This window comes from Sphingobium sp. WR1 (assembly GCF_059693745.1).
This window is the reverse complement of record NZ_JCATID010000032.1, coordinates 1-11,479: the sequence shown is the minus strand read 5'-3', so window position 1 is coordinate 11,479 and position 11,479 is coordinate 1. Positions and strand designations below refer to the sequence as shown.

16 protein-coding genes are annotated in these 11,479 nt (G+C 61.9%); 13 read left to right on the top strand and 3 right to left on the bottom strand.

The genetic code is table 11. From position 1 onward, the window contains the following. Positions 1–3: 3 nt before the first annotated feature. The 5 genes from AC58EF_RS24840 to AC58EF_RS24820 all read left to right on the top strand — a co-directional run bounded on the left by AC58EF_RS24840 (position 4) and on the right by AC58EF_RS24820 (position 4,502). Positions 4–594, top strand: a complete 591-nt coding sequence (locus AC58EF_RS24840; RefSeq protein WP_234415796.1) for a DsbA family protein — start codon at positions 4–6, stop codon at positions 592–594. Between the two features lie 20 nt (positions 595–614). Continuing rightward, a complete protein-coding gene (locus AC58EF_RS24835; protein ID WP_048939560.1) occupies positions 615–1,505 on the top strand; it encodes an MBL fold metallo-hydrolase in 891 nt (296 codons plus the stop codon). A gap of 224 nt (positions 1,506–1,729) precedes the next feature. Then, positions 1,730–2,497, top strand: a complete 768-nt coding sequence (locus AC58EF_RS24830; RefSeq protein ID WP_497279147.1) for an ABC-three component system protein — start codon at positions 1,730–1,732, stop codon at positions 2,495–2,497. Next, positions 2,494–2,739, top strand: a complete 246-nt coding sequence (locus AC58EF_RS24825; protein WP_015460380.1) for an ABC-three component system middle component 6 — start codon at positions 2,494–2,496, stop codon at positions 2,737–2,739. Before AC58EF_RS24830 ends, AC58EF_RS24825 begins: the two co-directional genes overlap by 4 nt. Beyond that, on the top strand, positions 2,736–4,502 hold the full coding sequence (locus AC58EF_RS24820; protein ID WP_070933746.1) for an ABC-three component system protein: 1,767 nt from the start codon (positions 2,736–2,738) through the stop codon (positions 4,500–4,502). The genes AC58EF_RS24825 and AC58EF_RS24820 overlap by 4 nt, the downstream gene beginning before the upstream one ends. A gap of 107 nt (positions 4,503–4,609) precedes the next feature. Here the strand turns inward: AC58EF_RS24820 and AC58EF_RS24815 are convergent, their stop codons facing one another. The 3 genes from AC58EF_RS24815 to AC58EF_RS24805 all read right to left on the bottom strand — a co-directional run bounded on the left by AC58EF_RS24815 (position 4,610) and on the right by AC58EF_RS24805 (position 6,859). After that, positions 4,610–5,143 (bottom strand): Ros/MucR family transcriptional regulator, encoded by a 534-nt coding sequence (locus tag AC58EF_RS24815; protein ID WP_380766579.1) that lies wholly within the window; start codon positions 5,141–5,143, stop codon positions 4,610–4,612. Next, positions 5,140–5,400, bottom strand: coding sequence for an HU family DNA-binding protein (locus AC58EF_RS24810; protein ID WP_070933747.1), 261 nt, complete (start codon positions 5,398–5,400; stop codon positions 5,140–5,142). Before AC58EF_RS24810 ends, AC58EF_RS24815 begins: the two co-directional genes overlap by 4 nt. A gap of 70 nt (positions 5,401–5,470) precedes the next feature. Next, positions 5,471–6,859 carry an aminotransferase-like domain-containing protein gene (locus AC58EF_RS24805; protein WP_070933748.1) on the bottom strand — a complete coding sequence of 463 codons (1,389 nt, stop codon included), beginning with the start codon at positions 6,857–6,859 and terminating at the stop codon, positions 5,471–5,473. Between the two features lie 107 nt (positions 6,860–6,966). On the opposite strand from AC58EF_RS24805, the gene AC58EF_RS24800 reads away from it, so the two are divergent. The 8 genes from AC58EF_RS24800 to AC58EF_RS24765 all read left to right on the top strand — a co-directional run. Continuing rightward, on the top strand, positions 6,967–7,809 hold the full coding sequence (locus tag AC58EF_RS24800; RefSeq protein ID WP_070933749.1) for a PhzF family phenazine biosynthesis protein: 843 nt from the start codon (positions 6,967–6,969) through the stop codon (positions 7,807–7,809). After that, complete coding sequence (locus AC58EF_RS24795) at positions 7,809–8,492, top strand: DJ-1/PfpI family protein (RefSeq protein ID WP_084653073.1); 684 nt, start codon at positions 7,809–7,811, stop codon at positions 8,490–8,492. Before AC58EF_RS24800 ends, AC58EF_RS24795 begins: the two co-directional genes overlap by 1 nt. Further along, on the top strand, positions 8,486–8,923 hold the full coding sequence (locus tag AC58EF_RS24790; protein ID WP_084653076.1) for a GFA family protein: 438 nt from the start codon (positions 8,486–8,488) through the stop codon (positions 8,921–8,923). Before AC58EF_RS24795 ends, AC58EF_RS24790 begins: the two co-directional genes overlap by 7 nt. Before the next feature lie 40 nt (positions 8,924–8,963). Beyond that, positions 8,964–9,524: a DUF1993 domain-containing protein gene (locus AC58EF_RS24785; RefSeq protein ID WP_497279144.1), complete on the top strand. Its 561-nt coding sequence runs from the start codon at positions 8,964–8,966 to the stop codon at positions 9,522–9,524. Between the two features lie 2 nt (positions 9,525–9,526). Next, positions 9,527–10,120, top strand: a complete 594-nt coding sequence (locus tag AC58EF_RS24780; protein ID WP_497279143.1) for an AAA family ATPase — start codon at positions 9,527–9,529, stop codon at positions 10,118–10,120. Positions 10,121–10,215: 95 nt separating this feature from the next. Continuing rightward, a complete protein-coding gene (locus tag AC58EF_RS24775; protein ID WP_497279141.1) occupies positions 10,216–10,824 on the top strand; it encodes a hypothetical protein in 609 nt (202 codons plus the stop codon). A gap of 71 nt (positions 10,825–10,895) precedes the next feature. Continuing rightward, a complete protein-coding gene (locus AC58EF_RS24770) occupies positions 10,896–11,171 on the top strand; it encodes a helix-turn-helix transcriptional regulator (protein ID WP_497279140.1) in 276 nt (91 codons plus the stop codon). Between the two features lie 107 nt (positions 11,172–11,278). Further along, the coding region (locus AC58EF_RS24765) for a hypothetical protein (RefSeq protein WP_497279139.1) at positions 11,279–11,479 on the top strand (201 nt) is incomplete at its 3' end.

Sequence of the window (11,479 nt, the reverse complement as noted above, 5' to 3'; positions counted from 1 at the left end):
GTCGTGGGGGGCTGGGCGGTCGGACAGGTACTGCGACGCACCGCCCCGATTGGGCGTGACGTTGGTCCAACCGCCGACCTGATCCTGGCAGGCGGCAGTTCGCCTGAACACGGTCCTGCCGATGCGACGCTGCGGCTTGCCGTCTTCACCGATTATCGTTGCCCGGCCTGCCGTCACGCCTTCCCCGCGTTGGAAGAGGCCGTGCGACGCGATGGCAAAGTTAGGGTCATCTACAAGGATTGGCCGATCTTCGGTCCACCGTCTGAACGTGCCGCGAGCGTTGCGCTCAGCTGTGCCGAACAGGGCATCTACCCGGTCGTCCATCGCCAGCTGATGGCCGACAACCGTACGATTGACGACGACATGCTGCGGGACGTCGTAATCGGCGCTGGCGGTGACTGGCTGAGCGCAACGACGTGGCTTGCTTCGCATGCACAGGCTGTCGCGGCGCGCCTGCGTGCGAACGGCCAAGAGGCCTATTCGATCGGCTTGGCCGGCACCCCGGGCTTTCTTGCCGGACGCATGCTGGTGATGGGCGCGATCGATCCGGGTGATTTCGAGCGGTTGTTCGCGCGGGCGCGGGCAGAAAGCTAACAGAGCGAAAGGATGAAAACATGATTGAGTATAAGCACGATGGTATGACCGTTGCGTCGCTCCATGACGAACGCACTGGTAGCTTCCAATATGTTGTCGTCGACGACACTACGAAGACGGCCGCGATCATCGATCCAGTCCTGGATTTTGACCCGCGCGCTGGCGCGACCGCGACCCGCAACGCCGATCTTATCCTCGACTATGTGCGCGAGAAGGGGCTGACCGTCGAATGGGTGCTCGACACCCACCCACACGCCGATCATTTTTCGGCCGTTCCGTACCTCGCCGGCAAGACCAGTGGCAAAACCGCGATCGGCAACAAGGTCGTGGAAGTGCAAAAGCTGTGGCGGGACATCTACTGCCTGCCCGATCTCGCCGTCGACGGCAGCCAGTGGGACCGGTTGTTTGCGGATGGCGAGCGTTTCCGGATCGGCACGCTCGATGCTCATGTCATGCTGTCGCCGGGCCATACGCTTGCCTCGATCACTTATGTCGTCGGTGACGCCGCGTTCGTTCACGATACGCTGATGGTTCCCGATAGTGGCACAAGCCGAGCGGACTTCCCGGGTGGTGATGCTCATTCGCTGTGGTGCTCGATCCGCGCCATCCTCGATCTGCCACCCGAAACCGCAACCTATGTTGGGCATGACTATGGCAAGGATGGCAGGGACGTACTTGGTCGCTCGACCGTCGCCGATCAGCGTCGCGACAACATCCATGTTCACGATGGCATCGACGAAGCCGAGTTCGTCGCGACCCGCGAGAAACGCGACGCATCGCTCCCACTACCCGACCTGATGCTCGCCGCGCTTCAGGTGAACATACGTGGCGGCCGGCTGCCGGATGCGGACAAGTGTGGGACGGCGTTTCTCAAGGTGCCTCTGAACCGGTTTGGACCTGGTGCTTCATAGCTCAGTCCGCGCTAGGGCAGCTGCTGTTTCAAGTGTCAGAACCGAACGGTTATGACCCTCGGAGGGCGGCGGTATTCGACCATGCCGGCTCGGAAAGCTGCCCGGGCGCTAACCACCGCTTTTTGCCGTCCGTAAGCCAACGGATCAGCATTGCGCGTCGGTCGCACCGAATGTGGTTTCTGTCTCACGGAGCGTGCGTTCCCCGCATCGATCCGTCTCACGCAATGCGAGCCGAAAACCGCCCTATATTGCAGTTCCGGGCGATCATCATTGCGAGCCGCTACAGCTACGCGCCGGATGCCATGAGAGTCGATCCACTCCTCGCGAAGATTGACGAAGACTTCAATGGCGCCATTCAGCACTGGGCTGCGAGGATGCAGCGGTGGGAGTTCGTCCACAACGATCAGCGGGGCCTTGCTGCTCAAGCGGTCCAGAAACTGGCCGATTTAGGGACGGCGAACCCGAACGTGGTCCTCGCGGTCTGCGGCGAAGCGGAATTGCGTGCCATCGTGATGAGCTTGGCCCTTCACCAGCTCGAAGATCTTTTCGGAGCTGTCCCGTCAGATCGGACGTTGGAACGACTAGACTTTGCTGCTTTGCGGCCGGTCCTGCTCGCAATTCAACGCAAGGAGCCAGACACCCATCCACCGCTGGCCGCTCCGTCGGCTGCCAAACTCGATTACAATGCGTTGTCGCAGGATGCTGCCGGGCTGCTCCGGCAGGGCCGGCGGCGGGAACAACTGGTCGAGGCGTTCTTCGCGGCATGGCCCGACCCTGATTTTGGAGAAGAGATCGCGCAGGGCTTCCGACTGCGCTATCAGGCGCTCAAGGGTGCCGGCTTGCCGGCAGACGAAATCTTCGGCGAGCTTCAAGCGTTTGCCGGCGGGATGACGGGAGAACCGGCCCGGCAAGGCGCGGTTCTTGCCGTGCTGTCCTATTTTTTTGAGCGTTGCGACATTTTCGAGGATGTGATTCGAGTCGATGTGACATGATACTGCCGACCAAACATATCCGTCCGGATCGGGCGCTTCTCGCGGTTGGCGCCGACGTACTTGGCTGTCTGCGCGAGCCGATGACAGTGTCGCGGTTGTGGGATGAGATCAGGTCGGCGCGGGCCGATCGGGCGGTGTCCGCACCGATCAGCTATGACTGGTTCGTGCTGGCTCTCGATCTGCTGTTCATGGTGAAAGCCGTGCATTTCGATCGCGGCCTGCTCCAGAAGACCGCGTCATGATCCACGGCCTCAGCAGTGATCTTCCGACGTTCAAGAGCCTAACCTTCCGTCCCGGCCTTAATATCCTGCTCGCGGACAAGAGCGCCGGGGCGACTGATCGGCAATCGCGCAACGGAGCGGGCAAGACCAGTCTCGTCGAGCTGATCCACTTTCTGTTCGGGGCGAATGCCGGGAAGGACAGCATCTTTCGATCCAGTGCTTTGGTGGGGCACACATTCGAGGCGAGGGTCGACGTTGGCACCACCCTCGTCGACGTGGCCCGCTCCGGAGCCAAGCCATCGCGCGTCGTGATCCAGGGCGACGCTGCAAGCTGGCCCATCCCGCCGTCGCTGGACGTGAAAACTGGCGACCAGATCATCAGCAACGAGAACTGGCGGAGTGTCCTCGGGGCGTTGATGTTCGGCCTAAACGCCGATTCCGATGGAGACGAGAACGTCCGTTACCGGCCCTCGTTTCGTTCCCTGTTTTCCTATTTCGTGCGCCGACAGAACAGCGATGGTTTCCTGTCGCCAACCCAGCAATCATCCAAGCAGCAAGGATGGGACCAGCAGGTCGCCATCAGCTTCCTGCTGGGCCTGGATGCGGCCGTCCCGCAGCAATTTCAGGAAGTTCGGACGCGCGAGCGCGCGATGGGCGAGTTGCGGAAGGCAGCGAAGGACGGCGGGCTGGGCCGTTATTTTGGTACCGCTGCCGACTTGCGGACGAAAATGACCGTTGCGGAGGCACGCGCCCGGCGTCTGCGGGATCAGGTCAGCACTTTCACCGTCGTTCCCGAGTATACCGAGATGGAAAAGGAGGCCTCGCGGATAACACGCGAGATTTCCACTCTGAACGATGACAATACCGCCGACCGAGAGCTAATCCTTCAGTTGCAGGCTGCGATCGACAGCGAGGCTCCGCCGGCTTCTACCAGCCTCGATCGGCTTTATCGTGAGGCAGGCGTGGTTCTGCCGGGTTCGGTCGGAAAGCGGTTCGAAGAGGTGGAAGAATTCCATCAGGCGATCGTGCAGAACCGCCGCTCACATCTGACTTCGGAAGTACAGGCTGCCGAAGATCGCATCAGCAAGCGGGATCGGACCCGCGAGAGCTTGGACCAGCGACGCCGCGAACTGATGGGCATTTTGCAATCTGGCGGTGCGCTGGAGCACTATGCACTCCTCCAGCAGGAAGCTGGCCGAGCCGAAGCGGATGCCGAGGGTCTGCGGCAGCGGCTGAAGACTGCGGAGGAGATCGAGAGCACCAAGGCCGAACTCGACATCGAGCGCGCCCGGCTGCTCAAGACGCTCCAGGACGATCACCATGAGCGCGAAAGCCTGATTGAAGAGGCCATCCTCGTTTTCGAGGACCTCTCGAACGCTCTCTACGAGAAAGCAGGAAGCCTCACGATCAGCGCAACCACCAACGGCCCCCAAGTCGATGTTCGTATCGACGGGCAGCGCAGTAAGGGCATCACGAACATGCAGATATTCTGCTTTGATCTGATGATTGCCGAACTCGCCGCGCGTCGAGGTATCGGTCCTGGCTTCCTAGTGCATGACAGCCATCTTTTCGACGGTGTTGATGAACGCCAGGTGGCGAAGGCGCTGCAATTGGGCGCGGATCACGCAGCGAGTGTCGGTTTTCAATACATCGTGACGATGAACTCGGACGCGTTGCCAAGGGACGGCTTCCGGGAAGGCTTCGATGTCAGCGCGCATGTCATTGACGTGAAGCTCACCGATGCGACCGATTCCGGCGGATTGTTCGGGATGCGCTTTAATTGAGTTGTTCAGGGTCAAGAGACGCCCACCGCAACACTCGGAAGGGCTATCTTGAGGGTGAGGCATTGAGCTGATCGAACGGCGATCCAACCGCTTTCGGCACTCAGAGATTACGAAACGGCAATCCCCAGCTTCCGCCGGGTGCGGCGCGGTGTTTTTTCCTCGCTGCTTGCTGAAATCAGAGCCTGGTCTTTCGCGATCTGGTTGTGGGCAGGCGCAGCGCCCTTCCGTCTTCCGAGGCCGCCCGCCTTGGCGAGTTCGCTGCGCCTAGCTGAGTAAGCCGGCGCCACCATTGGGTAGTCCGCAGGCAGGTTCCACTTTGCGCGATACTGGTCCGGCGTCATGCCATAGGCGGTCATGAGGTGACGCCGGAGCGTCTTCAGCTTCCTGCCATCCTCCAGGCAGACCAGATGGTCAGACTTGACCGACGCGCGCACCGAGACAGCGGGTTGCGGCGCAGGCTCCGTGGTATCGGGCGCGCCCAGGCCAGCGAGGGCGCCATGAACGGATGCGATCAGCTGCGGAACGTCGGCGGCCGTGACCTGGTTGGCGCCGAGGTGGGCGGCCACGATCTCTGCGGTGAGCGACAGCAATGTGGACTCATCGACGTTGTGGTTGTCGGTCATTGCTGCCTGCCCGTTCATCCGTTGACCTTGTCCTTCAGGGCCTTCGCGGCGGTGAAGCCAACGCGCTTGGAAGCGCGGATCACGATCGTCTCGCCGGTCTGAGGATTGCGGCCTTCACGGGCGGCGCTGTCCTTTGCGCGGAACTTGCCAAAGCCGTTCAAGGAGACCTCGTCGCCCTTCACCAGCGCATCGCCGATAAGGCTGAGGACGGTATCGAGAGATTTCTTCGCATCAGCCTTCGAAATGCCCTGCGATGCTGCAAGGGCGTCAACGATGTCAGCAGCGTCTTATCGTAGCCTGACATATGGAAGTGACTGTAGTGTGCGGCCGAAATCTCGCAAATCCCTACTGTAGCACCATACGTAAATAACCGAACAGGCGATCATCATCGCTCATCGCCACGTTGAAGCGCATATGATCGCGCCAGCCGCCACTGGCGCTGAACACCGCACCCGGTGCAAGGACGATCTGCTTGGCCAACGCAGAGCGGGCGAGAGCGACCGCATCGACGCCATCCGGTAATCGTGCCCACAGAAAAATGCCCGCACCCGGTTCAGCCCAAGGCTCAATACCGAGGTCGCGCAGCCGCTTCGCCACGCGCGGCATGGCGCGGGCAAGGCGGGAGCGGACGGATTCAAGGTGCCTGCGATAACTTCCATCCGTCAGGACCGTGTGGAGCAAGCCTGCCGACAAGGGGCTACCAGCCATGGAGGTCGCGATGCGCAGATCGGCCAGTGCCTCGATCCAGTCGCCGCGCGCGGCAATGTTGCCGCATCTCACGGCTGCGGACAGGGACTTGGAAAAGCTGCCGATCCGGATCACTCTTTCCAGCCCGTCGAAGGCGGCGAGGCGCGGAGCCGGGACATGCTCGAAATCGGCGAAAATATCGTCCTCGACGATGACCATGTCATGGGCTTCGGCGATGCGGAGCAGCCGATGCGCCGCAGGTGCGGAAAGCATCGCACCCGTCGGATTATGGACGGCCGAATTGGTCAGATACAGGCGCGGCCTGTGCGTGACGGCCACCTCCGCGAACGCGGCGAGATCGGGGCCGCTGGGCGTCATCGGCACACCGATTACCTTGGCCCGATGCGCTCGCAGCAAGGCAAGGAAATTGAAGTAGCATGGATCATCGACCAGCACCGTGTCACCGGGCTGGAGAAGGAAGCGGCAGACCAGATCGAGCGCGTGGGTGCCGCTGTCGGTGAGAAGAATTTGGTCGGGCGAGGCCGCCACGCCCTGTTCGGCGAGGCGGCGAGCGAGCAGCGAGCGCAGCGCAGGTGAACCGAACGGCGAGGCATAGCTCGCGAGAGCGCCCGCATCCTTTGTACGCGCCATTGCGCGCATGGCCTTGCGCAGCGCCTCGCCTGCGAGCCAGTCATCCGGCAACCAGCCGCACCCCGGCATCCGTTCCGCGCGCCGTTCCCCCAGCGACTGACGGAGCATCCATAACGGATCGACCTCCCGCTCGGCGGTTTGCGTCAACCGTTCAAGCGTCAGCGGAGCCAGCGGAGCCGCGACATAAAAGCCCGATCCGGGCCGCGAGCGGATCATACCCTCGCTTGCAAGACGCTCATAAGCTTCGACCACGGTCGAGCGCGCGACGCTCATCGTGTCCGCCATCGCGCGGATGGATGGCAGCCGCGCGCCGGGCGTCAGCGTGCGGGCTTCGATCCGGTCGCGAATATGGCGGACGATACGTCCTGTCCGCGTTTCATTGGGGTTTGCCGCCACCGTCCTGCTTTCATGACCAGTACAGTTTGACGATATCGTATCGATCCGTGCCTGTCGATGCCGGTGCCGCCAGTTAGAAAAGCCGTCTGCGCAACAGGAGTTACAGCGTGAACAATCCCTTCCACCTCGTCGACGTGTTCGGCGTCGACCCTTTTACCGGCAACCCAGTCGCCGTGCTGTCCGATGCCGAAGCTCTCTCGACCGAGGAGATGCAGGCCATCACCCGCTGGCTGAACCTGTCGGAGACTACCTTCCTTCTGCCGCCGACCGACCCTGGAGCGGACTACAGGGTGCGCATCTTCACGCTTGCGCATGAACTGACCTTCGCCGGACATCCGACGCTGGGCAGCGCTCATGCTTGGATGGAGGCGGGCGGACAACCGAGGGATCGGAACATGATCGTGCAGGAATGCGGCGCAGGTCTGGTGAAGATCCGGAACGACGGCGAACGCCTTGCCTTCGCTGCGCCGCCCCTGCTGCGCGGCGGCACTCCCACGGAAGCAGACATCGCCCGGGTGGCGGAGGTTTTGCGTATCGAGCGTGGCGCAATCATGGGTGCGACGTGGGCGGATAATGGTCCCGGCTGGATCGCGGTGATGCTGGAATCGGCCGATGCCGTGCTGGCGGTGGAACCGAAAAGGAATCAGAGCCAGCGAATCGATATCGGCATTCTCGGCCCCTATGCGGCAGGCGGTGACGCAGCATTCGAGGTCCGCGCCTTTTTCAGCGACGCCCATGGCGCGCTGATCGAGGACCCGGTGACGGGCAGCCTCAACGCCGCGCTCGGCCAATGGCTGTTCGCGAGCGGCCGCGTGAACGATGCCTACATTGCAGCACAAGGCACGCGGCTGGGAAGGAGCGGTCGCATCCACGTCGAACAGGATGATGCCGGACAGATATGGGTTGCCGGTGCCACCCGTACGCTCTTTAGCGGCCGGAGTGCCAGTTGATGCAAATCGCGGTCCTGACCTTCGACGGCTTCAATGAACTCGATTCCTTCATTGGCGCTGCCATCCTCAACCGTCTCCGGCCGCGAGGCTGGCAGGCCCATATCACTGCCCCGTCAAAACAGGTCACGTCCATGAATGGCGTGACCGTGCAGCGCCAGCGCCCGCTGGAATTTGCCTGTGAGGCGGATGCAGTGCTGATCGGCAGCGGTATTCGGACGCGCGAGATTGCCGAGGACACCGCCTTGCTGGCTCGCCTGCAGCTCTATCCCACCCGTCAGCTGATCGCCGCGCAATGTTCCGGCACGTTGCTGTTGGCCAGGCTCGGTCTGATCGGCGACCTGCCGGCCTGCACCGACCTGACGACGAAGCCGTGTGTCGTGGAGGCGGGCGTCAACGTTATCGACGCGCCGTTCGCCGCTCATGGCAATGTCGCGACAGCGGGCGGCTGCCTTGCCGCGCCTTATCTCGCCGCGTGGATCATCGCGCGCGGCGCGTCGATCGACATCACGCACGAAGCGATGCATTATGTCGCTCCGGTGGGCGAGAAGAGCTTCTATGTCGATCATGCGCTGCGGGTGATCGAACCGGCCATATTGGCGGCAGCGCAGCACGAGACGGCCGGCGTCGGTTCAGGCGCTAGGATGCTCGACCCATTCGGCGCGGAAGAAGCGAGCCGATGGTAAGCCGTCATCCCGGTTCCTGCCACTGCGGCGGGGTCCGCTTCACCCTGGACAGCGATCCGATCGAATTGACGACATGCGATTGCTCATTATGCGTGAAGCGCAACGCATTGATGGTGAAAGTGCCCGAAGTAGCGCTGCATATCGAACAGGGAGAGCAACTGCTCTCGCTCTACGTATGGAACAGCGGCCGCGCGAAACATTATTTCTGCCGGCGTTGCGGCATCTACGTCTTCCACCGCAAGCGCGCGGCGCCCGATCACTTCGGGGTCAACATCTTCTGCCTCGACGGATTCGACGCGACCGCACTTCCCGTCCGGGCCACCGAGGGCGCGGGGATGAACCTTGTCTGTGACGATCCGCGACCTGAATGGCCTGGCCCGCGAGTTCCGGCCATGCGATCAGAAAAGCCCGCTGTATCCCGTCGGTGCTAGACGCGATCATCCTTGCTTCCTTGCATCTACAGGAGCTTCCATGTCCCCGACCGATCTTCTCGTGCCGACATATACGCATATGTTGCAAACGCTCGCAGGATTGCTGGAAAAGGCGCGCCAGCAATCGTCGGAGTCAGAAGCCGAAGCGCTCCTTGCCCAACGCCTCGCGCCCGACATGCTCCCCCTGTCAGCGCAGGTGCGGTTCGCCTGTCTGCAGGCGCAGGAAGCCGTATTCCGCCTCAAAGGTCAACTATTGCCGCAAGCTCTGGAGCAACTCGGACAGGAAGGGCATGCGGCCGGTGAAGAACCAGGATCGATGGTCGAAGCGCAAACCCGCATCGGTGACGCCCTATCGTTTCTCGGCAGCCTTGAGCCAGACGCTTTTGACGGAACCGAGGATAGGCGAGTGATCCTTGAACTGCCGGGCGGTCCAACGTTCGATATGACCGGCCAGGACTATGTCAGGGACTGGGCGCTGCCCCAATTCTACTTTCACGTCGTAACCGCTTACGCGATCCTCAGAAGCCGGGGGATCGAGATCGGCAAGGCCGACTATGTGCCGCATATGTTCAACCATCTTCGTTCCCCGACCGCGGCGTGAGGATGTCGGTTCCCCGGCCAACAATCGGCAAGAGCTTCGATCGATCCCCGGAACATGCGGATCACCTGTTCGTCATTACCGGAGGACCGGGATCGGGAAAGACCTCTCTCATCGAGGCTCTTGCTCTGGAGGGTTTCCGGCACACGCCGGAAGCAGGCCGCGCAATCATCCAGGATCAGGTCGCTACTGGCGGCAACGCATTACCATGGCTCGACCGGCAGGCGTTCGCGGAACTCATGCTGACCTGGGATCTGAGATCCTATCGCGAAGCAAGCAAGCTGGCCGGTCCTGTGCTGTGCGATCGAGGCATTCCCGATGTGTTAGGATATCTGTCCCTTTGCGGACTCGATGCGCCGCCCCACATTCGCCGGGCTGCTGAGCTTTTCCGGTATAACCGTACCGTATTCATCGCCCCCCATTGGCCGGAGATTTTCATCCAAGATGCTGAACGAAAGCAAAGCATGGCGGAGGCGAGAGCAACGCATCAGGTGATGACAAAGACATATGCCGCCCTGGGATACGATCTCGTGCCGTTACCCCTTGCCAGCGTTTCTGAGCGTGTATCGTTCGTTCGCCAGCACATCTCCACGCGCTGACCTTGCCGGCAGAAGCTTCGACTGTCGTTGAGTATACTATTGCGATTAATTCGCAATAGTATACATGGAGGCGTTGCAAGGGGTTTCATGACACTGTGCAAGCGGGTTCACTCACACCGACATTCTGGTCGTGCAATGCGGCGCGAGGGCTGTCGGTGGGCGCGGGTTCCCGCAGCTTCAGGGAAGAAGCCGAGGCGATCGAGAATTTGCGCCCGGGGATCAAGCTGGCTTTATTGCTCAAAGGGGCGATCGAAGTGGGAATCGCTGGTCAGACACACGCCAGCGAGTCCGGTCCGAGCGTGAACTTGTTTGTCAGCCGTCACGAATGGCAGCTTCACCATCGCTTCGCCAGCCTCAGCTCGCTGCAATATCTGACCCTGCATCTGGACGCAGAGGCTGCCGACGAGTTGCTTGGTGATGCCGATGCTCTTCTGCCGGAGGGCATGGCCCATCATCGAGCGACGTGCCCCGTCGCGATGCAGGCTATTGCGGAGCAAATTCTGAACGCGCCCTATGTGGGCGTGGCCCGGCGGCTACACCTGGCCGGCAAGGCGCTCGAACTGGCAGCGCTGGCGCTCGACACGCTGGCGCGGCCATCCACCAACAGTTCGGTAAGTCTGGCATCGCCGCNGCCGGCAAGGCGCTCGAACTGGCAGCGCTGGCGCTCGACACGCTGGCGCGGCCATCCACCAACAGTTCGGTAAGTCTGGCATCGCCGCTCGAAGTCAGGCGGCTGCACGAATTACGCGATCGCCTGAACCGCGACCCCGCCAACATGCCGGGGCTGGATCGCCTGGCCCGCGACTGTGGCATGAACGTACGTCGGATGACGGCCGGGTTCCGGCGCCTCTTCGGTCAAAGCATCGGGGAATATCTGCGCGAGGCTCGGCTGCGCGAGGCATGGCGGCTGCTCGAATCCGGGCTTAGCGTCACGCTGACGGCGGAACAGGTCGGCTATACGCTGCCGCATTTCACCACGGCCTTCCGACAGCGTTTCGGTATCCTGCCGAGCACCCTTAACCGTTCCGGTCTCGAGCCGCCCGGAATCTGAAATTTCCGTCCGGCGATCGGAAAGACAGATCGCCACTCAGCTCCTATTCGCTCCGCTATTGCGAGTGATTAGCGAAGATGGGGCAAAGAGTGGATCGGAAGATTATCGTGCGATTGACCGCGGGCGTGGCTTGCCTCGCCATTGGCTGGGTCACCGCCGGAACCGCGCGGGCGGAAGAGACGGACTCGAAAACCGACGAGATCATCGTCACGGCCGCGTTCGCCGAAGGTGTGGGCGTGGGCACCAAGCTGCCTTTGACACTTTCTGAGACCCCGCAGACGATTAGCATCATTGATCGCGACCGGCTC